Genomic DNA, 26,595 nt, shown 5'->3' on the forward strand with positions numbered 1-26,595 from the left:
GGAATCGCCATGTTTACCTTTATCAAAAAAGTGATCAAAACCGGCAACGCGACGCACGCTTATCCGCTGGAGCCGATGCCGGTAGATAAAAACTTTCGCGGCAAACCGGAACATACGCCGCAGCAGTGTATCGGCTGCGCGGCCTGCGTTAACGCCTGCCCGTCGAACGCGCTGACGGTGGCGACGGACCTGGTGACGCGCGAGCTGGCGTGGCAGTTCGACCTCGGGCGCTGCATTTTTTGCGCCCGCTGCGAAGAGGTGTGCCCGACGGCGGCCATCAAGCTGTCGCAGGAGTATGAGCTGGCGGTATGGAAGAAAGAGGATTTCCTCCAGCAGTCGCGCTTTGCCATCTGCCACTGCCGGGTGTGCGAACGCCCGTTCGCCGTACAAAAAGAGATCGACTACGCCATCGCGCTGCTCAGGCACAACGGCGATACGCGCGCTGAACTGCATCGCGAAAGCTTCGAGACCTGCCCGGAGTGTAAACGCCAGAAGTGCCTGGTGCCGTCCGACCGTATTGAACTGACTCGCCATATGAGAGAGGCCAGCTGATGAGCAATTTACTGGGCCCGCGCGATGAAAACGGCATCCCGTTGCCGATGACGGTGGAGGAGTCTATCGCCAGCATGAAGGCATCGCTGCTGAAGAAAATTAAGCGTTCCGCCTATGTCTATCGCGTGGACTGCGGCGGCTGCAACGGCTGCGAAATTGAGATTTTCGCCACCCTGTCGCCGCTGTTTGATGCCGAACGCTTCGGGATCAAAGTGGTGCCGTCACCGCGCCATGCCGACATCCTGCTGTTTACCGGCGCGGTCACCCGCGCCATGCGTTCACCGGCGCTGCGCGCCTGGCAGTCGGCGCCGGATCCGAAAATCTGCATCTCTTACGGCGCCTGCGGCAACAGCGGCGGTATTTTCCACGACCTTTACTGCGTGTGGGGCGGCACCGACAAAATTGTCCCGGTGGACGTCTATATTCCGGGCTGTCCGCCGACCCCGGCCGCGACGCTGTACGGCTTCGCCATGGCGCTGGGCCTGCTGGAACAGAAAATACATGCCCGTCTGCCGGGCGAGCAGGATGACAAAGCGGCGGAGATTCTCCACCCCGGCATGGTGCAACCGCTGCGCGTGCGTATCGACCGCGAAGCGCGTCGCCTGGCGGGTTACCGCTACGGGCGTCAGATTGCCGATGACTATATGCGCCTGCTGGCGCAGGGGGATAGCCAGGTGGTGCGCTGGCTGGAGGCGGAAAAAGATCCGCGTCTGACCGAGATAGTCACCCATCTGAACCTGGTGGTCGAGGGGGCGCGTATCCGATGAGCGAGACGGTGGTGTTTAGTCAGCTGAGCCGTAAATTTATTGATGAGAACGACTCCACGCCGGATCAGGCGCAGCAGGTGGTCTATTACAGCCTGGCGATTGGCCACCACCTCGGCGTCATTGATTGTCTGGAGACGGCGCTGAGCTGCCCGTGGGAACAGTATCTGGCGTGGATAGCTACGCTGGAAGCTGGCAGCGCCGCGCGGCGCAAAATGGAAGGCGTGCCGAAGTACGGCGAGATTGTGATCGACAGCAACCATGTGACGATGCTCGCCCACGCCTTTGATAAAGCGCAGGCCCGGCAGACCCCCGAACAGCAGGCGTGGAGTAAAACCATGCTCAGCATGCTGCATGATATTCACCAGGAAAGCGCCATCTACCTGATGGTGAGGAGACTCCGTGACTGACGTTTTACTCTGTGTTGGCAATAGCATGATGGGCGACGACGGCGCAGGCCCGTTGCTGGCGGAGATGTGCGCCACCAACCCGGTCGGTGAATGGGTAGTGATTGACGGCGGCAGCGCCCCGGAAAACGACATCGTCGCCATTCGCGAGCTACGTCCCGATCGCCTGCTGATCGTCGATGCTACCGATATGGGGCTCAACCCCGGTGAAATTCGTCTCGTCGACCCGGACGATATCGCCGAAATGTTTATGATGACCACCCACAATATGCCGCTCAATTATCTGATTGACCAGCTGCAAGAGGATGTTGGCGAGGTGATTTTTCTCGGGATTCAGCCGGATATCGTCGGCTTTTATTACCCGATGACCCAGCCGATTAAGGACGCGGTCGAACGGGTGTATCAGAAGCTTAACGGCTGGCAGGGCAGCGGCGGATTTGCGCAGCTTGAGGCGGCCGAAGAGGCGGTATCCCCCGGCTAAGCGCAGCGCAGGCAGGGAAAACCCCGGAGGGCGGCCGGTGCAATCGCAGTGTGTAGGCCGGGTAAGGCGCAAGCCGCCACCCGGCAATACAGGCTACTCCAGATCCGCCCCGTTGCTGGCAATCACCTTCTTATACCACCAGAACGATTTTTTACGCTTACGCGCCAGCGTACCGTGACCGGCATCGTCGCGATCAACGTACACAAAGCCATAGCGCTTGCTCATTTCGCCGGTAGAGGCGGAGACCAGATCGATGCAGCCCCAGCTGGTATAGCCCATCACCGGGATCCCGTCGGCAATAGCGTCGCGCATCGCTTTGATATGCTCGCGCAAATAGCTGATGCGGTAGTCATCATGAATCTCGCCGTTGGCGTCGAGCTCGTCCCGGGCGCCGAGGCCATTCTCCACCAGGAACAGCGGCTTCTGATAACGGTCATACATCATATTCATGGTGATGCGCAGACCAAGCGGGTCAATGCCCCAACCCCATTCGCTGGCCTGAATATGCGGATTCTTCAGTGACTTAACGATATTGGCGGCGTTGGTGTTACTGGCGTTCATCTCCGCTGAGGCGCAGCGCGAGGCGTAATAGCTGAAAGAGACAAAATCAACGGTATGCTTGAGAATCTCGTCATCGCCCGGCTCTTTGGCTATCACCACCCCTTTTTCACGGAATACCCGCGCAGCCCACACCGGATAGGCACCGCGCGCCTGCACATCGATAAAGAACAGGTTTTCGCGGTCCTTTTCCAGCGCCATCCACACATCTTCCGGCTTACAAGAGTACGGATAAAAATTGCCGCCCGCCAGCATACAGCCGACCTGGTTGTGCGGGTTGACCTCGTGGGCGATTTGGGTGGCCAGCGCGCTGGCCACCAGCTCGTGGTGAGCCGCCTGGTACTTGACCTGCTCCTGGTTCTCCCCCTCTTCAAACACCAGCCCGGCGCCGGAGTAGGGGCTATGGAGCATAATGTTGATTTCGTTGAAGGTGAGCCAGTACTTCACCAGCCCGTCGAAGGCTTCAAAGCAGGTACGGGCGTAGCGGGTAAAGAACTCCACCATTTTACGATTGCGCCATGAACCGTATTCAATGACCAGATGCATCGGCACATCGAAGTGGCAAAGGGTCACCAGCGGCTCAATCCCGTACTTTTTGCACTCTGCAAACAGCGAGCGATAAAAGGCGATCCCTGCTTGATTCGGCTCCAGCTCATCGCCATTCGGATACAGACGACTCCAGGCAATTGAGGTGCGGAAGACGCGAAAGCCCATCTCCGCCATCAGAGCGATATCTTCTTTATAGCGATGATAAAAATCGATGGCCTCGTGGCTTGGATAAAATTCATCGTCACGTAGCTGAAAACGCTTCTCCAGCCCGAGCTTTACCGGCATGCGGTTCGCGCCGTGGGGCAGCGTATCCACGGTGGTCAGCCCTTTGCCGCCCTCGAGATACCCTCCTTCAGACTGATTTGCGGCCAGCGCGCCGCCCCATAAAAAGCCGTGTGGAAAAGTCGACATGCGTTACCTCGCTTGCAAAAAAATAGTGTTCAGACGTGTGATGGCCGGGTCGTGGTCTGGCGCGCTCTGGCATCGGCGGCGGCCTCTTCCACCGGGATATCTTCAAAGCCGAGCAGCAGCGTCAGCACGAAGGAGAGCACCACCGCCAGCGCCATCACCCCAAAGACCCAGACGATGGTCATCGGGTTAGCCGGATCGAAAAACTGGACGCTGGTGAACAGGCCCGGTGCCGCCATCGAGTGGCTGGCAAGCCCGGCGATACCGGCCACCGCGCCGCAGATAAAGCCGCTGATCAGGCTGGCGATTAGCGGACGTTTGAGGCGCACCGCGACACCGTACAGCGCCGGTTCGGAGATCCCGGCCAGAATGGCGGAGGCCGCGGCCGCCAGCGCAGTCTGGCGCAACTCCGGATTTTTGGTTTTCCAGGCTACCGCCAGCGATGAGCCGCCCAGCGACAGGTTGGCGCCGATTTCTGACGGCATTACCATCCCTTCTTTACCGGTTTCGGCAATGGTCTGAATAATGGTCGGGGTGAAAACGCGGTGCATCCCGGTCATCACCAGCAGCGGCCACAGGGCGCCCATAATCGCCACCGACAGCCAGCCCAGATAGCTATGAATGGTGTACACCAGCGCGGAGATGGCGCTGCCGATCCAGATCCCAAGCGGGCCTATCAGCAGGATCGCCAGCGGCGCGGCAATCAGCACGATCAGCATCGGCTTAAGGAAGTTCTTCGTCACCGCCGGGGTAATTTTATCTACCCAGCGTTCGATATATGACAGGCACCAGGTCATCACCAGTGCCGGAATAACGGTATAGGTGTATTTCACCGCCGTCACCGGAATAAAGGCGAACTCAACGTGCTCGCCCTGAGCCGCTTTCGCCATCAGCTCAATAAAACTCGGATGGACCAGCACCCCGGCAATGGCGATCGCCAGCGACATATTGGTTTTGAATTTTACCGCCGCGGAGGCGGCGACCATCAGCGGCAGGAAGAAGAACGCGCCGTCGCCGATAACGGTCAAAATGGTTAGCGTGGGCGAACCTTTAGGCAGAACGCCGCTCATCTCAAGGATCATCGCCAGCAGTTTGACCATCGATCCGCCGATGATGGCGGGGATCAGCGGCGACATGGTGCCGATCAGCGCATCAAGGATCCCGGCGCCGATACGTTTTAACGTCAGCGGCGGTTTACCCTCAGGCTCCGCGGGGCGCATATCGTCCGGCAGCAGGTTGACCACTTCGCGAAACGCCTGCGATACCGTATTGCCGATAATGACCTGGCACTGGTTGTCGCTGCGCACCACGCCAAGCACGCCTTTCAGGCTTTTCAGCGCGGCGCTGTCCACCCGCGCGTTATCTTTGACCACAAACCGCAGACGGGTCATACAGTGGGTGACAGCCGCGATGTTATCCGCCCCGCCTGTTGCCGTCAGAATTTGCTTCGCCAGGGCTGCGTAATTTTTAGACATCGGATTTTATCCTGTTTAATCAATAGGGTACTGGCTAGTTATCGCACCTGAGGAGCGTGCACTATCTGAGATACATAGGAAACCGGTTCCACAAAATCATGATGAGTTTCATTTGTTCTAACAAGATCTAAAAAAATCATTTTTCCGTTTTGTGATTTCGATCGCTATGTGAGGCGGGAAAGAATCTGCGCTGCGCGCGAGTCAAAGCTGTAAAACGGCGAGGCGTGCAGTACACTGCGGGCATCTTTTGCAACAGGAAGAACAACATGGCAACGATGCTGGAGGTGGCGAAACGCGCGGGCGTCTCGAAGGCGACCGTTTCCCGGGTACTGTCGGGCAACGGCTATGTCAGCCAGGAAACGAAAGATCGCGTATTCCAGGCCGTGGCGGAAAGCGGCTACCGGCCGAATCTGCTGGCGCGTAACCTGGCCACCAGAAAGAGTCAGACGCTGGGGCTGGTGGTGACCAACACCCTTTATCACGGGGTCTATTTTAGCGAGTTGTTGTTTCACGTTGCGCGGATGACGGAAGACAAAGGACGCCAGCTGATTCTGGCCGACGGCAAGCACAGCGCCGAAGAAGAGCGCGCGGCGATCCAGCACCTGCTCGACCTGCGCTGCGATGCCATTATCATCTATCCGCGTTTTCTCAGCGTTGATGAAATGGACGAGATCGTGGAAAACCAGGCGCAGCCGATTATGGTGCTCAACCGCCGCCTGCGGCGCAATGCCAGCCACTGCGTCTGGTCCGATCAAAAAGCCTCGGCGTTTATGGCGGTCGAAAAGCTGATTACCCGCGGTCATCGCGATATTGCGTTTATCACCGGCTCGCTGGACTCGCCAACCGGGATTGAACGCCTTTCCGGCTATAAAGATGCGCTGACGAAACACGGAATTTCGCTGAATAATGAGCTGATTGTTGAGGGCCGGTGGACGCCGGAAACCGGCGCTGCCGGCGTAGAGACGCTGCATCGGCGCGATGTCCGTTACAGTGCGCTGGTGGCGAGCAATGACGACATGGCGATTGGCGCGATGAAGCAGCTACATCAGCAGGGCGTGCGGATCCCGCAGCAGGTCTCGGTCATCGGCTTCGATGATATCGTGCTGGCACCGTATATGGTTCCGGCGCTCTCCAGCGTCAAAATACCGGTGACGGAGATGATCAAGGAGAGCATTAACCGACTGATCTTTATGCTCGACGGCGGCGATTTTAAATATCAGCAAACCTTCCCTGGCGAGTTGCTTGAACGTGACTCGATAGCCCCGGGACCGTTCGCCTGACGTCGTCACCTGTCATCGTCAGATGTGACGATGACAGAATCGGTTCTTCGTCTTTATATTATTCATTTCCTTTAATATCAGTGTGATAAAAACTGGAACGTATTATGCATACTCCGCCGCGTAACCTTCTTACTGCTGGAGAAATGGATGAACCGTTTCATTATCGCCGACGCAAGCAAATGCATCGGCTGCCGCACCTGTGAAGTGGCCTGCGTGGTCTCTCATCAGGAAAATCAGGACTGCGCCGCGCTGACGCCCAAATCCTTCTTACCGCGTATCCATGTGATCAAAGGCGTTAACGTCTCGACGGCGACCGCCTGTCGTCAGTGTGAAGACGCGCCGTGCGCCAACGTCTGTCCGAACGGCGCTATTAGCCGGGATAAAGGCTTTATCCACGTGATGCAGGAGCGCTGCATCGGCTGTAAAACCTGCGTGGTGGCCTGTCCCTACGGCGCTATGGAGGTGGTCGTGCGTCCGGTGATTCGTCATAGCGGCGCCGGGCTGAACGTGATGGCGGAAAAAGCGGAAGCCAATAAATGCGATCTTTGTCATCACCGCGAAGAGGGACCCGCCTGTATAGGGGCCTGCCCGACGCATGCGCTGGTTTGCGTGGATCGCAATAAGCTCGAGCAGATGAATAACGAAAAACGTCGTCGTACGGCGCTGGCCTGGTAAGGCTATGGCGCGATGAACGGGGTGCAGATTCGCATTCGCGGTAAAGTGCAGGGGGTGGGCTTCCGCCCCTTTGTCTGGCAGCTGGCGCAGCAGTCAGCACGCTGCGGCGACGTATGTAACGACGGTGACGGGGTACTGGTGCGCCTGCTGGGCGATGAGGCGGCGTTTCTCGCCGCGCTGACCCGCCGCTGCCCGCCGCTGGCGCGCATCGACAGCGTGGAAACCCGGCCGTTTCACTGGCGTAGGCAGCCGCAGGATTTCGCCATCCGCGAAAGCGGCGGCGGCAGTATGCGTACCCAGATTGTGCCCGATGCGGCCACCTGTCCGGCGTGCCTGGCGGAGATGAACAATCCGCAGGAGCGCCGCTACCGCTATCCGTTTATTAACTGTACCCACTGTGGGCCGCGTTTTACCATTATTCGCGCGATGCCCTATGACCGTCCCTTTACCTCAATGGCTCCTTTTCCCCTCTGTCCGCGCTGCGAGGCCGAGTATCGCCACCCTGGCGATCGACGTTTTCATGCTCAGCCGGTGGCCTGCGCCGACTGCGGCCCGGGTCTGGAGTGGCGTACTGAAGCGCAATCGCTGATCGGAGAGGCGGCCTTGCAGGCGGCCATTCGCCAGTTGCAAGACGGACTGATTGTCGCCATCAAGGGGGTGGGTGGTTTTCACCTGGTGTGTGACGCCGGGAATCCGCGCGCGGTGGCGTTGCTGCGCGCGCGCAAACATCGTCCGGCAAAGCCGCTGGCGGTGATGCTGCCGACGGCAGACAGCCTGCCGGAAGCGGCGCAGGCGTTACTGACGTCACCCGCAGCGCCCATCGTATTGATCGATAAATCACAGGTTGATGGCCTGTGTGACGACATTGCGCCCGCGCTGCATGAAGTGGGGGTGATGCTGCCATCTAATCCGTTGCAGCATCTGGTTTTGCAGGCGCTGGCACGACCTTTAGTGATGACCTCCGGCAACCTGAGCGGACGGCCGCCGGCGATCGCCAACGCCGATGCGCTGCGCGATTTGGCCGGGATTGCCGATGGCTTTCTGCTGCACAACCGCGACATCGTGCAGCGGATGGATGACTCGGTGGTGCGGCAAAGTGGTGAAATGCTACGTCGTTCGCGGGGCTATGTGCCCGACGCGATGCCGCTACCGCCGGGGTTTCGTGACGTGCCGCCGCTGCTGTGCCTCGGCGCCGATATGAAAAATACCTTTTGTCTGGCGCGTGGAGAGCAGGCGGTACTGAGCCAGCACTTCGGCGACCTCGGCGATGAGGGCGTAGAACAACAGTGGCATCAGGCGCGGCGTCTGATGCAAGAGGTTTATGGTTTCACCCCCAGCCTGGTGGTTAGCGATGCGCATCCGGGCTACCGCTCGACGCAGTGGGCGGCCTCGTTGGCGCTGCCGGTTGAGCGTGTCCTGCATCACCATGCCCATGCCGCCGCCTGCCTGGCGGAACACGGCTGGCCGCTGGACGGCGGCGAGGTGATAGCCGTGGTCCTTGACGGTATCGGTATGGGGGAAGACGGCGCGCTGTGGGGCGGCGAGTGCCTGCGGGTCAACTACCGGCAGTGCGAACGCCTCGGCGGACTACCGGCGGTGGCGCTCCCCGGCGGCGATCTGGCGGCTCGTCAGCCGTGGCGCAATCTGCTGGCCCACTGCCTGGCCTACGTCGACGACTGGCAACACGATGCGCAAACCGCGGCGCTGCGCCGACACAACTGGCCGCTGCTGGCACGGGCTATTGCGCGGGGGATGAATGCGCCGAAGGCGTCGTCCTGCGGGCGATTGTTTGATGCGGTGGCCTGCGCGCTGGGCTGCGCGGCGGACAGCCTGAGCTATGAAGGCGAGGCGGCCTGTCGGCTGGAGGCGTTAGCCAGCGCCTGCGATGGCGTCACGCATCCTGTCCGCTTGCCGTGGCAGGCGGGCGAACTGGATCTGGCTACCTTCTGGCCGCAGTGGCTGGGATGGCGGGCGAACCGCGAACAAAAAGCCTGGGCCTTTCACGATGCGCTCGCCTGCGGAGTGGCTGCGATGGCGAGCGATTGTGCGACGTCGCGGGGGATAACTACGCTGGCATTCAGCGGCGGCGTGTTGCATAACCGGCTGCTGGTCTCACGATTGACCTTTTATCTGGCGGATTTTACTCTGCTGTTTCCGCAGCAGCTCCCTGCCGGCGATGGGGCCATCGCGTTTGGTCAGGCGGTCGTGGCCGCAGCCCGCTGGCAGGCTCACAGGGCATCATCATGATAGTGACAATTTTACGCCAGCAGCCGCGTGCCGCCGCGCTGGTGCTGGGACTGATTGTGGCAAATTTGCTGGCCTGGTGCTGGGCCTGGCAGGCGTTTGGCGATAGCGGCGCGCTGATGGCGGCGAGTCTGTTGGCCTGGGGGTATGGATTGCGCCATGCGGTCGATGCCGACCATATCGCGGCGATCGACAGCGTCACTCGCAAAATGATGCAGCAGGGGCGTCGACCCTTTGCCGTCGGAGCCTGGTTCTCATTGGGTCACTCGTCGGTTGTGGTACTGGCTTCGGCGGCGATTGCCGCGACCGCCACCGCTTTCGGTCGGCAGATGAGCTGGTTTCACGATACCGGCAGCGTGATTGGCACGGCGGTCTCGGCGCTGTTTTTATTACTGATGGCGTTTATCAATCTGGTGATTTTACGCAGCGTCTGGCGCAGTTTTCGCGCGTGGAAGAGAGGCGGCAAGGTGAGCGATGAGGTGGCGACCGGCGGCGGCATGATGAGCTGGCTGTTCGGTAAAACCTTTCGTCTGATTAGTCGTAGCTGGCAGATGTATCTGGTGGGCTTTCTGTTCGGCCTCGGATTTGATACCGCCACCGAGATCGGCGTGCTGGGGATTTCTGCCGCCAGCGCGTCAAGCGGCATGTCCATCTGGGCGATCATGGTCTTTCCGGCGCTGTTTGCCAGCGGGATGGCGTTGGTGGATACCCTCGATAATGTGCTGATGGTCGGCGCCTACGGCTGGGCATTTAGCAAGCCGCAGCGCAAGCTCTATTACAATATGACCATTACCGGCACGTCGGTGGTAGTGGCATTATTTATCGGTGGTCTGGAAGCGCTGGGGCTGCTGATGGACAAGTTTTCGCTTAGCGGCGGGCTATGGCGCTGGGTCGGCGCGCTGAACGATAATCTCGGCGACGCCGGTTTTGTGGTTATCGGGCTGTTTGTCGCCTGCTGGGCGCTGTCGGTGCTCAACTACCGCTGGCGCGGTTACGATAATCTGGCGTGCCAGACTGGGGATTCCCCCGGCTCGCGCTGCGCTTAGCCGGGCTACCTGAGCCAGGCTGGCATGATGCCCGGCGGCGCTGCGCTTGCGCGGGCCTACGGGATGAAGGCCGAACTGTAGGCCGGGTCAGCATCGCGCCACCCGGCAAAATACCAACGCAGAAGCGTAGCCCGGGTAAGGCGCTTGCGCCGCAACCCGGGAATAACGTTCGTTTGGGCAGGTTAATACGGGAATAATGCCCGTCCGGGCAGGTTGATTCCCCCCCGGCTTGCGCTGCGCTTAGCCGGGCTACCTTAGCCGGGCTGGCATGATGCCCGGCGGCGCAGCGCTTGCGTGGGTCTACGGGACGAATACCGTCCGTCCGGGCAGGTTAACTCACCAATTGTTTGAGCAGCGCAAAGGCCTCTTTCATTTTGTCTTCGCTGACGACAAAGGCGCGCAGCTGGTTAGCGGCATCCACTCCTTTCGCCACCAGCCCCTCTTTGGCGGCAAGCAGATTCCACGTCAGATCGTCTCGCTGCATCTCACCGGCCAGATGCAGCGGCAGATCCGGCGTTTTGACCTTTACCAGCATCGGCGGCAGGGTCAGTTCGCTCGCCTGCGCCAGCAGGTTTTTCGCAAGGCACATCGCGCTCAGTAAAATCGGCTGCAGAAACGGCAGGACGCTGCCATTGATTTCCGCGCAGTCGCCGAGGGCGTAAATGGCCGGATCGCTGGTCTGCAGCCGGCTGTTCACCACCACGCCACGACGAATCATCAACCCGGCATGGCGCGCCAGCGCCGTTTCCGGGCGCAGACCGGCGGCGGCCACGACCGCATCGACGGTGACGCTGCGCTGACGATCAAGGCTGATGCGTATGCCGGCGGCGGTTTGCTCCAGTCCTTCAAGCTGCGTTTTCAACATCAGGTGCACGCCCATATCGGTGAGCCGATGCTGCAGACGACTGCTGACTTCCGGCGGCATCAGCGCAGAGAGCACGCTGGCGGAGTTATCGACCACCGTCACCGCTTTCCCGGCGCGGCAGAAGTCCATCGCCAGCTCGCAGCCAATCAGGCCGCCGCCGACGATCAGCACGCGTTGCGCATCGTGGAGCTGACTCTGCGCGGCGCCGTATTCGCGCTGGCTGTTGAGGGTCTGCATCAGCTCGCGCCCCCGCACCGGCGGAATAAACGGCGCTGCGCCCGTCGCCAGCACCAGCTTGTCGTAGCGCCATTGACGATCCTCACTTTTCACCACTTTCGCTCCGGCGTCGATGCCACTGACCCAGGTGTGCGGAAACAGACGCAGATGGTACTGTTCGGCGAATTCACCCGCCGTTTGCAGGGTCAGATCGTCGGCACGTTGGCCGCGGCTGACCACATGGCTGAGGTCCGGTTTGTTGTACTCATCCATGCTGTCGGCGGCGATCAGCGTCAGCGGAATGTGGGTATCCTGCTTGCGGATATTTTTCACCAGCTGACGGGCCGCAAAGCCCGAGCCGATGATGACGATGCCATCACTCATTTTGCCTCCGTCGCCAGTACGTCAAATACCTCTTTGCCGAGAGAGCATTCCGGGCACAGGAAGTTATCCGGGACCTCGCTCCACGGCGTCCCCGGCTGGACATCCTGGTTCGGTTCGCCTTTCGCCGGATCGTAAACCCACTGGCAGACGCTGCACTGCATCGACGGGCCGAGATCGGCTGCTGCTGCACAGGCGCAGTTTTCTTGTTCCGGCGCGGTTTGTACTGCGGCGACCGGCAGCGGCGAAAGCGCCCACTGGCGGGCAATTTCACGGCCGTGTTCGCGGCACAGCTCCAGCGCGTCGAGGTCCGGGCGCCATTTGGCCTTCAGGCTCAGCGACATTTCAAAGCCGGCATCCTGTAAGCGGGTGGACAGGCGATCGACCGCACCGCCGCTCCAGCCGTGAGAGCCGAAGGCGCTGGCGCGCTTATTGCGAAAACGCAGGCCGGTCATCTCTTCAACCAGTCCGGCGATTTTCGGCATCATCACATTATTCATGGTCGAGGTGCCGACCAGCACCCCTTTTGAGCGGAAGACGTTGGTCAGGATTTCGTTTTTATCGCTACGGGCGACGTTGAAGATTTTCACCGCCACGCGCGGGTCCATGTCGGTAATTCCCTGGGCTATCGCATCGGCCATCATGCGGGTATTGTTCGACATGGTGTCATAGAAGAGCGTGATGCGGTCTTCCTGGTAATCGGCGGCCCATTTCAGGTACAGCTCAACGATTTGCGTCGGGTTGTCGCGCCAGACCACGCCGTGGGAGGTGGCTATCATGTCGACCGGCAGGTTAAAGCCGAGGATTTCGGTGATTTTTGGCGTCACCAGGCGGCTGAACGGGGTCAGGATGTTGGCATAGTAGCGCTGACACTGCTCGAACAGCTCGCTCTGATCGACTTCGTCATTAAACAGGTGCTCGTCGCAGTAGTGCTGGCCGAAGGCGTCGTTGCTGAACAGCACCGCATCGCCGGTCATATAGGTCATCATGCTGTCCGGCCAGTGCAGCATCGGCGTTTCGACGAAGATCAGCTGCTTGCCGTTACCGATGTCGAGGCTGTCCCCGGTTTTCACCACCTTAAAGTTCCACTCCGGGTGATGGTGATGGCCGGTTATGGAGTCAATGGCGTTGGCGGTGCAGTAAATCGGCGTATCCGGGATACTGTTCATCAGCTCGGTCAGCGCGCCGGCATGGTCTTCTTCCGCATGGTTAATCACGATGCAGTCAATATCGGCAAGATCGATCTCGCTACGCAGGTTCTGCACGAACTCGCGGCTGAATTTATGATCGACGGTATCAATCAGGATATTTTTCTCTTCACGGATGAGATAGCTGTTGTAGCTACTGCCGCGCAGCGTTTTGTATTCAGTACCGTGAAAATCACGCACTTCCCAGTCACGTTGGCCAACCCAATGAATATTATTTTTAACCACAACAGACATAGCCACCTCAATTAATTCAGCGTGTTCAGATAAGATGAATTGCTTATATCAAGTTGCATGCCAACTTTTTAATTTATTGATTTTAAATGTTTTTATATTTTCTTCTTAAAGCGGTTGATGTCAAAATGACAATGGTTAAAATAGTCGTTATGACAATGATTAATGTCAAAATGACAATGGGGCTGCAATGAGCTTTTCCGTAGAGGTACTGGCGAAAATCGCCATTGATTTACAAAGCGATATTGGTCACGCCGACCGGTTCTCGCGTTTGATAGCCACCCTGCGGCAGGTGCTGGGATGTGATGCCTCGGCGCTGCTGCGCTACGATGCCCATCAGTTTGTGCCGCTGGCGATCGACGGACTGGCTCAGGATGTGCTGGGGCGACGCTTTGCATTGGCCGGGCACCCGCGGCTGGAGGCGATTGCCCGCGCGGGGGACGTCGTGCGCTTTCCGGCGGACAGCGATCTGCCCGACCCTTATGACGGGTTGATTCCCGGCCAGGAGAGCCTCAAGGTTCACGCCTGCGTAGGGCTGCCGCTGTTTGCCGGACAAACCCTGATAGGCGCTTTGACTCTCGACGGGATGGACGCCGACCGTTTCGATAGCTTCAGCGATGAGGAGCTACGGCTGATTGCGGCGCTGGTGGCAGGGGCGCTGAATAACGCGCTGCTCATTGCCCGCCTCGAAAATCAGAACGTGCTGCCGGAGGCGAGCGCGAGCTATACGCCTCCCGACCGCCAGGAGATTATCGGCCTGTCGGCGCCGATACAGCAGTTGAAAAAAGAGATCGATATCGTCGCCGCGTCGGATTTGAACGTGCTGATTAGCGGAGAAACCGGCACCGGCAAAGAGCTGGTGGCGAAAGCGGTCCATCAGGGATCGGCGCGGGCGGCCAATCCGCTGATCTATCTGAACTGTGCGGCGCTGCCGGAGAGCGTGGCGGAAAGCGAGCTGTTCGGGCATGTGAAAGGGGCGTTTACCGGGGCTATCAGCAACCGCAGCGGCAAGTTTGAAATGGCCGATAACGGGACCCTGTTTCTTGATGAAATCGGGGAGCTGTCGCTGGCGCTGCAGGCCAAGCTGCTGCGCGTATTGCAGTACGGCGATATTCAGCGCGTGGGCGACGATCGCAGCCTGCGGGTCGACGTGCGGGTACTGGCGGCCACCAACCGCGATCTGCGCCAGGAGGTGATCGCCGGCCGTTTTCGCGCCGATCTCTATCACCGCCTGAGCGTGTTTCCGCTCTCGGTGCCGGCGTTGCGCGATCGTGACGATGATGTGGTGCTGCTGGCGGGGTATTTCTGCGAGCAGTGTCGCCTGCGGATGGGGCTGGCGCAGGTGGTGCTGAGCGATGCCACGCGGGCAAGGCTGCGCAGCTGGCCGTGGCCTGGCAACGTGCGTGAGCTGGAACATGCGATTCATCGCGCGGTGGTGCTGGCGCGGGCGACGCAGGCTGGCGACGAGGTGCGGCTCTCCCCGGCGCATTTTCAATTTGCCGTCGACGCGCCCGGGCTGCCCGCCGCGACACCGGCGGCGCCGATGCAGGCTATCAATCTGCGCGCGGCGACCGAGGCCTTCCAGCGCGAGGCGATTTCCCGCGCGTTAGCGGATAACCATCGCAACTGGGCTGCCGCCGCCCGCGCGCTGGAGCTTGATGTCGCCAACCTGCACCGGCTGGCGAAGCGTCTGGGGCTTAAAGAATCCCGGCCTGATAGAAGTTCTGTAGGTTAATCGCCCCAACCAGAAGGCCGTTTTCGTCGACCACCGGGGCGGCGCTGATTTTGTGCTTCATCAGCCGCTCTTTGGCTTCGACCGCGCGGCTTTCTGCCTGCAGGGTGACGCCATTGCGGGTCATCGCCCGGGCAACGGCATCGTCGAGCGTTCCGCCGCCGACCAGCCAGCGGCGCAGGTCGCCATCGGTGAAGACGCCCTGTACGCGGTTTTGCGTATCGCAGACTGCGACCAGACCGAGCCCGGTACGACTCAACTCCAGCATCGCGTCCATCACGCGGGTATCCAGATCGACGCGCGGGACATCGTCGTCGCGGCGCATCAGATGATGAACCTTGTTCAGCAGCCGCGCGCCGAGGGCACCGGCGGGGTGTGAACGGGCGAAATCTTCTTCATTGAAACCGCGGGCCTGCATCACCGCCATCGCCAGCGCGTCGCCGAGCATCAGAGTGTTGACGGTGCTGGAGGTGGGGGCCAGATGCATCGGGCAGGCTTCGCGTTCGACGGCGATATCCAGTACCGCTTTTGCCGCCAGCGCCAGCGGGGATTGCGATTTTCCGGTCATCGCCAGCAGCGGGATCCCTTTCTCTTCCAGACGCGGGACGATGAGATCCAGCTCTTTGGCGCTGCCGGAGTAGGAGATAAACAGCATCACGTCGCGGCCATCCAGCATCCCGAGGTCGCCGTGCAGGGCTTCCGCCGGATGGACGAAAAAGGCCGGGGTGCCGGTACTGGCGAAAGTGGCCGCCAGCTTTTTGCCAATATGGCCTGACTTACCGATACCGGAGACCACCAGTTTCCCTTCGCAGTGGATGATGGTTTCCGCCGCGCGGATGAAGTCGTCGCCCAGGCGTTCAGGCAGACGGCTGGCCTCCTGTAGCTCCAGCATCAGAGTCTGGCGTCCGGCTTCTAACAGAAAGTTACTCATGTTCTTCTCCAGTGATAATCACTTCGATGCCTTGCTCTTCCAGCGCCCGCTGGAATGTCGGGTCAATACCGGCATCGGTAATCAGCTTGTCCACCCGCTCAAGGCCGCAGACGATATTCGGGCTCTTACGGCCAAATTTTGATGAGTCAGCCATCAGGATCACTTCTCTGGCGGCATTGCACATCGCTTTACTGACGGTATAGACCTCGTTGAAGGTGGTCACGCCGGCGTTCAGGTCGATGCCATCGGTGCCCATAAACAGTTTGTCGAAGCTGAACTGCTCGAAGGCGTTTTCCGCCAGCTGTCCGTGGAAGGAGGCAGATTTTTTACGGAAGGTGCCGCCGGGCATCAGGATCGTTTGTTCATTATCCAGTTCGGACAGCGCGTTGACGATATGCAGGCTGTTGGTCATGACCGTGATGTTATTGAAGCGGCTGAGCAGCGGCACTATTTGCAGCACCGTACTGCCGGCATCGAGGATGATCGAATCGCCGTCGTGGATGTAGCGCACCGCGGTTTCGGCGATCAGCGCTTTTTTATGGGTGTTAATCAGCGTCTTATGATCGATAGGCGGGTCGGACTCATCTTTGTTGAGGACCACGCCGCCGTAGGTGCGAATAACGGTACCGGCATTTTCGAGGATCACCAGATCCTTGCGGATGGTGGTGCCGGTGGTGTCGAAGTGTTGCGCCAGCTCTTCAACCGAGCATTTACCCTGCGCTTGCAGGTGCTCAACAATAGCTGCCTGGCGCTGACGTGGTTTCATAACGGTAGTATCCTATCCTGCGTTAAGTTTCGAAATGATAATTTCGCAAGATATTTACTTTTACAACGAAATTATACATGTTTCGGTTTAAGCGCTAATGATAGTGCATTCTGACAGAGCGGATCCTGGGGAAAGATCATATCTGGCTGCAATTCCTCACGATATTGCCCGTTTATTGCGGGGATTTTTTGCGGGCGGGCGAAGACGGTCACTCCTCGCATCAGCAGCGTATCACTGACGCGATCGTGGTCGTCAAAGGCGATGGCGACGATCGCGCGCGGTTTGAAGAGGCCCGCAGAGCGCCCGACGCCGACCCGTCCTTGCAGGCAAAGTCGGTCAAAGGCGCGGTTAAACTGGCGAATCTGCCAGCCGCCAAGCCCCAGCTGCGCCAGCCAGGCGATGGCGGCGACGGTGATTAATGCGGTAACCATCAAAGTCTCCTTCCTTAAGCGATGTTGTCGGGAAGTACCCGGGTCGCGGCGCGAGCGCCTTACCCGGGCTACCCGTCGGCAAGCCGTGCTGGCCTGTTGTTTGTAGCCCGGTCAGCGCAGCGCCACCGGGAGAAAACGACATCCCGGCCCGATGGCGCTGGGTTTAAAACATCACCTGACCGCCGGTGATGTTAATCGACTGCCCGGTGCAGTAGGAGGCCTGTGGGCTGGCATAAAACATCAGGACGTTCAGGACATCCTGATAGTCGCAGCCGCGCTTCAGCGGCACCTTGTCGATGTAATACTGTTCGACTTCGTCCTCGGCAATGCCCAGTTTGCTGGCATATTGCGGCAGCAGTGACTGGAACATCGGCGATTTCAACAGGTTGCCCAGCATCAATGCATGAACGGTAATGCCGTATTCCGCCAGATCCAACGCCAGCGACTGGGTCAACCCGACGCCGCCAAACTTCGCCGCGCTATAGCCGGAATTGTGCTTGCTGCCGACTTTGCCGGATTTAGAGTTGATCTGAATAATGCGCCCCTTGATGCCATCGCGAATCATCAGCCGTGAAAATTCGCGAGCGCAGAGGAAGTAGCCCACCAGATTCACCTGCAGCGAGCGGTCAAAATCGCCGAGCGCGAAATCGCTGATAAAGGCCGCTTTGGCGATCCCGGCGCTGTACACCAACAGATCCACCCGGGCGAAAATTTCGTCCACGCCGCGGGCGAGGGCCATCACGCTGGCTTCGCTGGTGGCATCGGCGCCAAAGCCGTACGCCATTCCTTCGCCATACTCGTCGTTGATAGCCTGCGCGACGCGCGTGGCTTTATCGCTTTGGATATCAACAACCGCAACCCGATACCCCTGAGCGGCAAGGCCCCGGCTCAGAAACTCGCCTAAGGTTTGTCCACCGCCGATGACAACTGCAACCTGATTCATAGTCTTCTCCTGACAACTCATGCAACAAATTTCAATATACAGCCGGGGGCGATTGCCTCCGGCACGGGGCCAGCCACGTGGACCGTCCCCGGAAACTCCGCTTCGCGATGACCATCAAAGCGCAGCGTGATATGGCCCAGCTCGCGCAGATTCTGTTCGGCGACATCGCCGACGGCGGTGACCGGATAGCGTTGTTCGCCAAGCTGGAGTTCCGCGCCCGGCGACAGCGCGCCGGAAAATTCGCCGTGGTTATGAATAAAGCAATACTCTTCAATGTCCGCCGGCGCGCCTTCGCGAAAGGTAATCAACATCTGTTCTTCAAGCGCCATCGTCGCGCTGGCGCCGATGCGCGTAATCGTGGTCTGGTAAATCACGGTCATCTTCAGGAACCTCTTATTGGTAAATAAATCCGGACACAAACCAGGCGATCAGCACCGTTGGCGCACCGGTCAGAAAACGTCCTACCAGCACCGAAGGAACGCCGACGCGCACCGTGTCCTGACGGGCTTCGGCAAGCGACAGCCCAACCGGAATAAAATCGCAGGCGGCCTGGGCGTTAATGGCGAACAGCGCCGGGAGCGCAAGGTGCGGGGGAATATTGCCGAGGCCAATCTGCACGCCGATCAGCACGCCAATGACCTGAGCGATAACCGCGCCAGGGCCGAGGAACGGCGACAGCAGCGGGAAGGAGCAGATCAGGGCCAGCGTGACCAGGCCAAGAGGATGGCTGGCGAGCGGGGCCAGACCGTGGGCAATCCAGTCGCCGATGCCGGAGGCCATGATGATGCCGATCAGTGCCGAGACGAAAGCCATAAACGGCAGGATCGTTTTCAGCACTGTGTCGATGGTGTCGCGTCCGGACTGGAACAGCACCGCCACCACCGAGCCCATTCCCATACCGACCTTCGCCAGCAGGCCATCGCTCTGCTCGGTTATTTTTTTGCTGGTATCGTAATCCCGCGGGGCCGACTGGCCCGGCTTGGTTTCGGGTGCCGCTGCGCCATCGTGGGTCAACAGGCGAACGTTCTCCTCTTTCACCCCGGAGACGTAAATATCTTCGACGATATATTGCGCCAGCGGGCCGGATTTGCCGGTGGCGTGGATATTGACGGTCGGGATACGACGTTTTGGGTAGAGGCCGCAGCGCAAGGTACCGCCGCAGTCGATAATGGCAACGCCGATCTCCTCTTCCGGCGGCTCGCCTTCTTTGAACCCGTCGACGGCCTGCCAGCCGGTCAGACTGGCGATCTTGTCGACGATTGCCGGGCGGGTACCGGCGGTAATGTAGACGATCTTTTTACCGGCAACGGCGTCCAGCTCAAGGGGGCCGCCCCAGCCGCTGGCGCCTTTTTCAATACGAATACGGGTCATGAGGTTGCTCCGGAAAGATGGACTTTTTGCTCAAGCTGGATGCCCATTTTTTTCTCAAAAATCGAGGTGGTCAGATCGGTGACCCAACCGCGGAAGAAGTTGGTGACCAGTCCTACCAGCAGATAGCTCACCGCCAGCGGACCTAACGGCAGGCCAAGCGTGGTCAGGCCGCTGGCAATCCCGAGATAGACAAACAGCTCGCCGGGGTTGATATGGGGAAACAGGCCATTCATAGAGTGGCAGCTGTAAGAGGCTGCCGCGTAGTAGCTGGGCTTGTACTTCTCAGGCATAAAGCGCCCGAGGCTCAGGGTCATAGGGTTACAGAACACAAAGGTGCCGATGCAGGGCAGCAGCAGATAGCGTGAGATCGGATTGCCGGCGCAGCGTTGCGCCAGCTTTTCGATCCGCTGCTGACCGATAAAGTTGATCAGCGCGTTCATGATCACCAGCAGACTGATCAGAAGCGGCAGGATCCCGGTAACCATACCGGTAAATACCTCGCCCCCCTTCTGAAACAGGCCGATAAACCATTCGGCGCCGTGGGTAATGACTTCAATCATTGTTCTCTCCTTCAGAGTGTTATTTTTCTTGCTAACTGGCAGCTCATTTTAATCACTTTGAAAGGTTTAAAAGTGTTAAATTGATCGCAAAATGAAAGGTAAATATTTTATTTTGAAAGTTTGTGCGTGATGAAGGGGAATGCTAACCGAGGCAAAGGGGAGATGAACGGGTAGATAATGAACCGGAAAGGGCGGTGCTGGCGGGACTATTTTGTCCGCAAATACATTGCCGCTTCCTTGTTGACGGCCGCATGCTTTACCATAATTATCCTTTGCCAAATTTGTTAAACGGATGTCCCATGTTGAAGCGTCGCTATCTGGCTTTACTTCCCCTGTGTGTTCTCCTCGCTGCCTGTAGCAGCAAACCTAAAACCACCGCAGAACCCCAGACGGCGGGAGGCGGCGGTTTTTTGCTGGAGCCGCAGCACAATGTGATGGAGATGGGAGGCGATTTCGCTAACAACCCGGCGGCGGAGCAGTTCATCGATAAAATGGTGAGCAAGCATGGCTTCGACAGACAGCAGCTGCATGAGATCCTTTCCCAGGCGAAACGCCTGGATTACGTCCTGCGCCTGATGGACCGCCAGGCGCCGAGCGGACTGCCGCCGTCAGGGCCTAACGGCGCCTGGCTGCGTTACAAAAAACAGTTTATTACTCCGGATAACGTGCAGAACGGCGTCGTATTCTGGAACCAGTATCAGGATGCGCTGAACCGCGCCTGGCAGGTGTACGGCGTGCCGCCGGAAATTATTGTCGGCATTATTGGCGTAGAAACCCGCTGGGGTCGCGTGATGGGCAAAACCCGCATTCTCGACGCCCTGGCGACGCTGTCGTTTAGCTACCCGCGTCGCGCCGACTATTTCTCCGGTGAGCTGGAAACCTTCCTGCTGATGGCGCGCAGCGAGCAAGATGACCCGTTAAACCTGAAAGGATCTTTCGCCGGAGCCATGGGTTACGGTCAGTTTATGCCGTCTTCTTATAAACAGTATGCGGTGGACTTTAACGGCGACGGGCACATTAATCTGTGGGATCCGGTGGACGCGATTGGCAGCGTGGCGAACTATTTCAAACAGCACGGCTGGGTGAGTGGCGATCCGGTTGCGGTACAGGCGCTGGGTCAGGCGCCGGGTCTGGAGAATGGCTTCAAAACCCACTACAGCATTGCGCAGCTTACGGCGGCAGGTTTGACGCCGACGCAACCACTAGGCAACCATCAGCAGGCCAGCCTGCTGCGTCTGGACATCGGAACCGGTTACCAGTACTGGTATGGTCTGCCGAACTTCTACACCATTACCCGCTATAACCACAGTACCCACTACGCGATGGCCGTCTGGCAGCTGGGTCTGGCCGTTTCTCAGGCCCGCGGACAGTAACCCTTCCCTGATACTCCCCTCGTCGTGAGGGGAGTTCTGTTACATTTTGCAGCATTTCCCGCCGTTGACGCTGATTTACATTTTTCCGTCAATCCAATATTGTTACGTTATAACATATTAATTGGATAAGGCTGTGACTTCTCTTTTTATGACATCCGCCGCGGTACGCGTAGGAATAGCCTGTGTGCTGCTGGCGCTCCTGTGGCTGGCGACCTGGTGGGCGGTAACCCTGCCATGATTGAACTGGATCATCTGGTAGCCGGTTACGAAGAACTGGCTATTACGCCGGCCCTGAGCGGCGTTATTGCGGCAGGCAGCATGACGGCCATTGTCGGCCTGAACGGCTGCGGTAAATCAACGCTGTTGAAAACGCTGGCCGGCTTTATTCCTCCGGTCAGCGGCAGGCTGCGCTGGACGGTTTCGCGTCCGGTAATTGGCTGGCTGGCGCAGCGCCATGCCCTCGAATCGCAGTTTCCGCTGACGGTACAGGACGTGGTGAGTCAGGGGGCCTGGCCGCATGTCTCTTTGCTGAGCGGGATCCGCGGCGAGTTCCGGCGGCGGGTCGGTGCCGCACTGGAGCGCGTGGGGCTGGCATCGATGGCGAAAACGCCGATTGAGGCGCTCTCCGGCGGGCAGTTCCAGCGCATGCTGTTTGCCAGAGTCATCGTGCAACAGGCGCCGCTGGTGATGCTGGATGAACCCTTTACCGGGATTGATGAAGCGACCAGCCGCGAGCTGATGGGGATGATCCTTGAGATGCATCAGCACGGGCAGACGATACTGGCGGTGCTACATGATAACCAGCGCGTCGCTGAATATTTCCCGGAAACGCTGTTGCTGGAACCGCAGCGCGCCCGCTGGGGGAATACGGATGATGTACTGCCCGCCTTCGGCTCTGCGAGGCTGGCATGATCTGGCACACCTTTTTCCAGCCCTTTATTGAATTCGGCTTTATGCGCCGTGCGCTGCTGGTGTGCCTCGCGCTCTCTCTGAGCACCACCATGCTTGGCGTCTTCTTACTGCTGCGACGAATGAGTCTGATGGGCGACGCGCTGTCGCACGCCATTTTACCCGGCGTGGCGGTGGGCTACCTGGTGAGCGGCATGTCGCTGCTGGCCATGACTATCGGCGGGTTTATCGCCGGAATTGCCGTGGCGCTGGTGGCGGGCTGGGTTAGCCGACGCACGCCGCTGAAAGAGGATGCCAGCTTTGCCGGGTTTTACCTCGGGTCGCTGGCGCTGGGAGTGACGCTGGTGTCGCTGCGCGGCTCCAGCGTTGATCTGCTGCATCTACTGTTTGGCTCGATTCTGGCGGTGGATAACGACGCTGCGCTGTTTGTCAGCGGGGTAGCCAGCCTGACGCTGCTCTGCATCGCGCTGCTTTATCGTGGGCTGGTCAGCGAAGCCTTTGATAGCGCCTGGCTACAGGTTAACCACCCGCGGCTCCCGGCGCTGCTGCACGGGCTGTTCCTGGCGCTGCTGGTGCTCAATCTGGTTGCCGGATTCCAGGTGCTGGGGACGTTGATGGCGGTTGGCGTGATGATGCTGCCGGCGGTGGCAGCGTGCTGCTGGGCGCGAACCTTGCCCGGTACCTTGCTGCTGGCGGCGCTGATGGGCGGCTTTTGTGCCTGGATGGGGTTAAGCCTGTCGTGGACGGCAAATTTACCGGCCGGGCCGTCCATCGTGCTGACCGCCAGCGGGATCTTTTTTATTTCGGTGTTTTTTGGCACGCGCAGCCGACTAGTCGTCAGCTGGCGTAAATTAATGGGGTAAGGAAATATGATGAAACGTACCGCAGTCATTCTGGCGCTGGCGTTAGGCCTCGCAACGCAGGGGGCGATGGCGAAAACGCTTAACGTGGTCAGTAGTTTTTCCGTGCTGGGCGATATGGTCCAGCAGGTGGGGGGCGAACATGTCCATGTTGATACGCTGGTGGGACCGGACGGCGATCCGCATACCTTTGAACCTTCGCCGCAGGATAGCGCCTTGCTGAGCAAAGCCGATGTGGTGGTGGTTAACGGTCTGGGACTGGAAGGCTGGGTCGACAGATTAATCAAAGCTTCGGGTTTTAAAGGTGAGCTGGTGGTGGCGTCTGTCGGGGTAAAAACCCACACCCTCAATGAGGATGGCAAAACGGTTACCGACCCTCATGCGTGGAACAGCGCCGCTAACGGCGCGCTTTACGCGCAAAATATCCTCAACGGCCTGATCAAAGCCGATCCGCAGGATAAAGCTGCGCTGGAGGCATCCGGGAAACGCTACATCGGTCAACTGACGGAGATCGACGGTTGGGCAAAAAAACAGTTTACGGCAATTCCGCAGGCCAAACGCAAAGTGCTCACCAGCCATGATGCGTTTGGCTACTTTGGCCGCGCCTATGGCGTGACCTTCCTGGCCCCACAGGGGCTGTCGTCAGAAAGCGAAGCCAGCGCGGCGCAGGTGGCGGCGCTGATTCAACAAATTAAGGCCGACGGCGTCCATACCTGGTTTATGGAAAACCAGCTCGATCCGCGTCTGGTGAAACAAATTGCGGCCGCTACGGGGGCGCAGCCGGGTGGGGAACTTTACCCGGAAGCGCTTTCGAAACCGGGCGGCGTGGCGGATAGCTACGTGAAGATGTTGCGCCATAACGTCGAACTGATCGCCGCCAGCATGAAGTAAAACACGTCCTGACGGTCCCGGCGTCGTCGGGACCGCTCATTTTCGGAACCTCCCTCGTAAATTCGTGACCTCATCCCCATATCGGTGCTGAAAGTGCTATCTTTGATGGCCTCTTTATCTGGCTTAAACGGGGCGATAATGACAGATTCTGAATTAAAGCAACTGAGCGAGCAGGTCGGGCTGGCATTAAAAGCTCGCGCTGCGACGGTGACCACGGCAGAGTCCTGTACCGGCGGCTGGGTCGCGAAAGTGCTCACCGACATCGCCGGCAGTTCCGCGTGGTTTGAACGCGGGTTCGTGACCTACAGTAACGAAGCCAAATCGCAGATGATCGGCGTCAGCGAGACCACGCTCCTCGGCCACGGCGCGGTGAGCGAGCCGGTGGTGGTCGAGATGGCCGTTGGCGCCCTGCGCGCGGCGCGCGCCACCTATGCTATTTCGGTGAGCGGCATCGCCGGGCCGGATGGCGGCAGTGCGGAAAAACCGGTCGGCACGGTGTGGTTTGGCGTGGCCTGTGCGAACGGGCAGGGCGTGACCCGGCGTGAATGTTTTGCCGGAGACCGGGAGGCGGTGCGTCGTCAGGCAACGGCTTACGCGCTTAATCTCCTCTGGCAACAATTTCTACAAAATACTTGATACTGTATGACTATACAGTATAATTGCCTCAACAGAACAGCATTCACCACCCGGTTTCACCCGGCATGACAGGAGTAAAAATGGCTATCGACGAAAACAAACAGAAAGCGTTGGCGGCAGCACTGGGCCAGATTGAAAAACAGTTCGGCAAAGGCTCCATCATGCGCCTGGGTGAAGACCGTTCCATGGATGTGGAAACTATCTCCACCGGTTCGCTTTCACTGGATATCGCCCTGGGCGCCGGCGGTTTGCCGATGGGCCGTATCGTCGAAATCTACGGGCCTGAATCGTCCGGTAAAACGACACTGACCCTGCAGGTGATCGCCGCCGCGCAGCGTGAAGGTAAAACCTGTGCCTTTATCGATGCGGAACACGCGCTGGATCCGGTTTATGCACGTAAGCTGGGCGTCGATATTGACAACCTGCTGTGCTCTCAGCCGGATACCGGCGAACAGGCGCTGGAAATCTGTGACGCGCTGGCGCGCTCTGGCGCCGTAGATGTTATCGTTGTCGACTCCGTAGCGGCGCTGACGCCGAAGGCGGAAATCGAAGGCGAAATCGGCGACTCTCACATGGGCCTCGCGGCACGTATGATGAGCCAGGCGATGCGTAAGCTGGCCGGTAACCTGAAGCAGTCCAATACGCTGCTGATCTTCATCAACCAGATTCGTATGAAAATTGGCGTGATGTTCGGCAACCCGGAAACCACCACCGGTGGTAACGCGCTGAAATTCTACGCCTCTGTGCGTCTGGATATCCGTCGTATCGGTGCGGTGAAAGACGGCGACAACGTTGTCGGCAGCGAAACCCGCGTTAAAGTCGTGAAAAACAAAATCGCTGCGCCGTTCAAACAGGCTGAATTCCAGATTCTTTACGGCGAAGGTATCAACTTCTTCGGCGAGCTGGTTGACCTGGGCGTGAAAGAGAAGCTGATTGAGAAAGCGGGCGCATGGTACAGCTACAACGGCGATAAGATTGGCCAGGGTAAAGCCAATGCTATCTCCTGGCTGAAAGATAACCCGGCTGCGGCAAAAGAGATTGAGAAAAAAGTGCGTGAGCTGCTGCTGAATAATCAGGATTCCACTCCTGATTTCGCGGTTGACGGTAACGGCGAGGGTGCGGAAGAAACCCACGAAGATTTCTGATAATCTCATGAAAAGATAACGAAGGGCTGCGCATGCGGCCCTTTTGCTTTTTTGATTGTCGAGGTGCCTGTGACTGAATCTTCATCCCGCCGTTCCGGCTATGCCCGTCTGCTGGACCGCGCAATCCGTATCCTGGCGATGCGCGACCATAGCGAACAGGAGCTGCGGCGTAAACTCGCTGCCCCGGTGCCGGGAAAAAATGGCCCGGAGACGCTGGACGTCACGCCGGAAGAGGTAGACACCGTTATCGCCTGGTGCATTGAGAACCGCTACCTTGACGACGGCCGCTTTGTTCGCCAGTTTATTGCCAGCCGTAGCCGCAAGGGATATGGCCCGGCGCGTATCCGTCAGGAACTCAATCAGAAAGGTATCCCCCGCGACCTCAGCGAAAGCGCGATGCGCGAGTGCGATATTGACTGGGCCGCGCTGGCGAAAGAGCAGGCGCAGCGTAAATATGGCGAACCGCTCCCGACGGTATTTGCCGATAAAGTCAAAATCCAGCGGTTTTTGCTGTATCGTGGCTACCTGATGGAAGATATTCAGGAAATCTGGCGAAATTTTGCAGATTGACCCATCGGGTATTTTACTTCCCAGTAAAGAAAACTTATCTTATTCCCACTTTATTCCGTCCGGTCGCTGGCTGTTAACAGGCAATCAGCGCCCACGACGATTATTCCTTATACACAAAATCATTCGCGCTGCGTCAA

At 58.9% G+C, this 26,595-nt stretch carries 27 protein-coding genes; 16 read left to right on the forward strand and 11 right to left on the reverse strand.

The window, feature by feature from the left end; translation table 11 throughout:
• The first annotated feature begins 9 nt into the window (after positions 1–9).
• The 4 genes from Electrica_RS04890 to hycI are packed head-to-tail and all read left to right on the forward strand — an operon-like array spanning position 10 to position 2,204.
• Positions 10–552, forward strand: coding sequence for a formate hydrogenlyase complex iron-sulfur subunit (locus Electrica_RS04890; protein ID WP_141963712.1), 543 nt, complete (start codon positions 10–12; stop codon positions 550–552).
• The gene (locus Electrica_RS04895; RefSeq protein ID WP_100686463.1) at positions 552–1,319 is read left to right on the forward strand and encodes an NADH-quinone oxidoreductase subunit B family protein; all 768 of its coding nucleotides are present in this window, start codon (positions 552–554) and stop codon (positions 1,317–1,319) included. The genes Electrica_RS04890 and Electrica_RS04895 overlap by 1 nt, the downstream gene beginning before the upstream one ends.
• Positions 1,316–1,726 (forward strand): formate hydrogenlyase maturation HycH family protein, encoded by a 411-nt coding sequence (locus tag Electrica_RS04900; RefSeq protein WP_141963714.1) that lies wholly within the window; start codon positions 1,316–1,318, stop codon positions 1,724–1,726. The genes Electrica_RS04895 and Electrica_RS04900 overlap by 4 nt, the downstream gene beginning before the upstream one ends.
• Positions 1,719–2,204 (forward strand): hydrogenase maturation peptidase HycI, encoded by a 486-nt coding sequence (gene hycI / locus Electrica_RS04905; RefSeq protein WP_141963716.1) that lies wholly within the window; start codon positions 1,719–1,721, stop codon positions 2,202–2,204. The genes Electrica_RS04900 and hycI overlap by 8 nt, the downstream gene beginning before the upstream one ends.
• Before the next feature lie 93 nt (positions 2,205–2,297).
• On the opposite strand, the gene Electrica_RS04910 is transcribed toward hycI, so the two are convergent.
• Positions 2,298–3,722, reverse strand: a complete 1,425-nt coding sequence (locus Electrica_RS04910; RefSeq protein WP_141963718.1) for a 6-phospho-beta-glucosidase — start codon at positions 3,720–3,722, stop codon at positions 2,298–2,300.
• Positions 3,723–3,751: 29 nt separating this feature from the next.
• Complete coding sequence (gene ascF / locus Electrica_RS04915) at positions 3,752–5,194, reverse strand: PTS cellobiose/arbutin/salicin transporter subunit IIBC (protein ID WP_100686467.1); 1,443 nt, start codon at positions 5,192–5,194, stop codon at positions 3,752–3,754.
• A 266-nt stretch (positions 5,195–5,460) separates the two neighbouring features.
• Here ascF and Electrica_RS04920 point away from each other — a divergent pair, with 266 nt between their 5' ends.
• The 4 genes from Electrica_RS04920 (at position 5,461) to Electrica_RS04935 (ending at position 10,439) form a co-directional block, all read left to right on the forward strand.
• Positions 5,461–6,474: a LacI family DNA-binding transcriptional regulator gene (locus tag Electrica_RS04920; protein WP_141963720.1), complete on the forward strand. Its 1,014-nt coding sequence runs from the start codon at positions 5,461–5,463 to the stop codon at positions 6,472–6,474.
• Positions 6,475–6,621: 147 nt separating this feature from the next.
• Positions 6,622–7,149, forward strand: coding sequence for an electron transport protein HydN (gene hydN, locus Electrica_RS04925; protein ID WP_141963722.1), 528 nt, complete (start codon positions 6,622–6,624; stop codon positions 7,147–7,149).
• A gap of 12 nt (positions 7,150–7,161) precedes the next feature.
• Complete coding sequence (gene hypF, locus Electrica_RS04930; protein ID WP_141963725.1) at positions 7,162–9,396, forward strand: carbamoyltransferase HypF; 2,235 nt, start codon at positions 7,162–7,164, stop codon at positions 9,394–9,396.
• Positions 9,393–10,439 (forward strand): HoxN/HupN/NixA family nickel/cobalt transporter, encoded by a 1,047-nt coding sequence (locus Electrica_RS04935; RefSeq protein WP_141963727.1) that lies wholly within the window; start codon positions 9,393–9,395, stop codon positions 10,437–10,439. Before hypF ends, Electrica_RS04935 begins: the two co-directional genes overlap by 4 nt.
• Positions 10,440–10,770: 331 nt before the next feature.
• Here the strand turns inward: Electrica_RS04935 and norW are convergent, their stop codons facing one another.
• Together norW and norV are read right to left on the reverse strand one after the other, a co-directional pair.
• The gene (gene norW / locus Electrica_RS04940) at positions 10,771–11,904 is read right to left on the reverse strand and encodes an NADH:flavorubredoxin reductase NorW (RefSeq protein WP_141963729.1); all 1,134 of its coding nucleotides are present in this window, start codon (positions 11,902–11,904) and stop codon (positions 10,771–10,773) included.
• Positions 11,901–13,343 (reverse strand): anaerobic nitric oxide reductase flavorubredoxin, encoded by a 1,443-nt coding sequence (gene norV / locus Electrica_RS04945; RefSeq protein ID WP_141963731.1) that lies wholly within the window; start codon positions 13,341–13,343, stop codon positions 11,901–11,903. The genes norW and norV overlap by 4 nt, the downstream gene beginning before the upstream one ends.
• Before the next feature lie 187 nt (positions 13,344–13,530).
• Here norV and norR point away from each other — a divergent pair, with 187 nt between their 5' ends.
• Entirely contained in the window at positions 13,531–15,075 is a 1,545-nt protein-coding gene (gene norR / locus Electrica_RS04955) for a nitric oxide reductase transcriptional regulator NorR (RefSeq protein ID WP_131048923.1), read from the forward strand.
• Here norR and gutQ read toward each other — a convergent pair.
• The 7 genes from gutQ to srlA form a co-directional block, all read right to left on the reverse strand.
• Complete coding sequence (gene gutQ, locus Electrica_RS04960; protein WP_141963733.1) at positions 15,038–16,003, reverse strand: arabinose-5-phosphate isomerase GutQ; 966 nt, start codon at positions 16,001–16,003, stop codon at positions 15,038–15,040. The two genes, norR and gutQ, sit on opposite strands and share 38 nt — an antisense overlap.
• On the reverse strand, positions 15,996–16,769 hold the full coding sequence (gene srlR, locus Electrica_RS04965) for a glucitol operon DNA-binding transcriptional repressor SrlR (protein ID WP_131048921.1): 774 nt from the start codon (positions 16,767–16,769) through the stop codon (positions 15,996–15,998). The genes gutQ and srlR overlap by 8 nt, the downstream gene beginning before the upstream one ends.
• 71 nt (positions 16,770–16,840) lie before the next feature.
• A complete protein-coding gene (gene gutM / locus Electrica_RS04970; protein WP_141963735.1) occupies positions 16,841–17,200 on the reverse strand; it encodes a transcriptional regulator GutM in 360 nt (119 codons plus the stop codon).
• A 163-nt stretch (positions 17,201–17,363) separates the two neighbouring features.
• Positions 17,364–18,143 carry a sorbitol-6-phosphate dehydrogenase gene (gene srlD / locus Electrica_RS04975; protein WP_032691005.1) on the reverse strand — a complete coding sequence of 260 codons (780 nt, stop codon included), beginning with the start codon at positions 18,141–18,143 and terminating at the stop codon, positions 17,364–17,366.
• 17 nt (positions 18,144–18,160) lie between these two features.
• Positions 18,161–18,523, reverse strand: coding sequence for a PTS glucitol/sorbitol transporter subunit IIA (gene srlB, locus Electrica_RS04980; RefSeq protein ID WP_141963738.1), 363 nt, complete (start codon positions 18,521–18,523; stop codon positions 18,161–18,163).
• A gap of 13 nt (positions 18,524–18,536) precedes the next feature.
• Entirely contained in the window at positions 18,537–19,514 is a 978-nt protein-coding gene (srlE, locus tag Electrica_RS04985) for a PTS glucitol/sorbitol transporter subunit IIB (RefSeq protein WP_004866845.1), read from the reverse strand.
• The gene (gene srlA, locus Electrica_RS04990; RefSeq protein WP_004866844.1) at positions 19,511–20,074 is read right to left on the reverse strand and encodes a PTS glucitol/sorbitol transporter subunit IIC; all 564 of its coding nucleotides are present in this window, start codon (positions 20,072–20,074) and stop codon (positions 19,511–19,513) included. The genes srlE and srlA overlap by 4 nt, the downstream gene beginning before the upstream one ends.
• 299 nt (positions 20,075–20,373) lie before the next feature.
• Here srlA and mltB point away from each other — a divergent pair, with 299 nt between their 5' ends.
• From mltB to recX, 7 genes are all read left to right on the forward strand, one after another.
• Complete coding sequence (gene mltB, locus Electrica_RS04995; protein ID WP_167686218.1) at positions 20,374–21,447, forward strand: lytic murein transglycosylase B; 1,074 nt, start codon at positions 20,374–20,376, stop codon at positions 21,445–21,447.
• Positions 21,448–21,648: 201 nt separating this feature from the next.
• Entirely contained in the window at positions 21,649–22,359 is a 711-nt protein-coding gene (locus Electrica_RS05005; RefSeq protein WP_167686219.1) for a metal ABC transporter ATP-binding protein, read from the forward strand.
• Positions 22,356–23,219 (forward strand): metal ABC transporter permease, encoded by an 864-nt coding sequence (locus tag Electrica_RS05010; protein ID WP_032691010.1) that lies wholly within the window; start codon positions 22,356–22,358, stop codon positions 23,217–23,219. The genes Electrica_RS05005 and Electrica_RS05010 overlap by 4 nt, the downstream gene beginning before the upstream one ends.
• A 9-nt stretch (positions 23,220–23,228) precedes the next feature.
• Complete coding sequence (locus Electrica_RS05015) at positions 23,229–24,107, forward strand: metal ABC transporter substrate-binding protein (RefSeq protein WP_142255841.1); 879 nt, start codon at positions 23,229–23,231, stop codon at positions 24,105–24,107.
• 138 nt (positions 24,108–24,245) lie between these two features.
• Positions 24,246–24,743, forward strand: a complete 498-nt coding sequence (pncC, locus tag Electrica_RS05020; protein WP_100686503.1) for a nicotinamide-nucleotide amidase — start codon at positions 24,246–24,248, stop codon at positions 24,741–24,743.
• 80 nt (positions 24,744–24,823) lie between these two features.
• Positions 24,824–25,888, forward strand: coding sequence for a recombinase RecA (recA, locus tag Electrica_RS05025; protein WP_100686504.1), 1,065 nt, complete (start codon positions 24,824–24,826; stop codon positions 25,886–25,888).
• Between the two features lie 69 nt (positions 25,889–25,957).
• Complete coding sequence (gene recX, locus Electrica_RS05030; protein WP_141963744.1) at positions 25,958–26,458, forward strand: recombination regulator RecX; 501 nt, start codon at positions 25,958–25,960, stop codon at positions 26,456–26,458.
• The last annotated feature ends 137 nt before the right edge of the window (positions 26,459–26,595 follow it).

The organism is Klebsiella electrica, from assembly GCF_006711645.1.
Classification (GTDB): Bacteria; Pseudomonadota; Gammaproteobacteria; order Enterobacterales; family Enterobacteriaceae; genus Klebsiella; species Klebsiella electrica.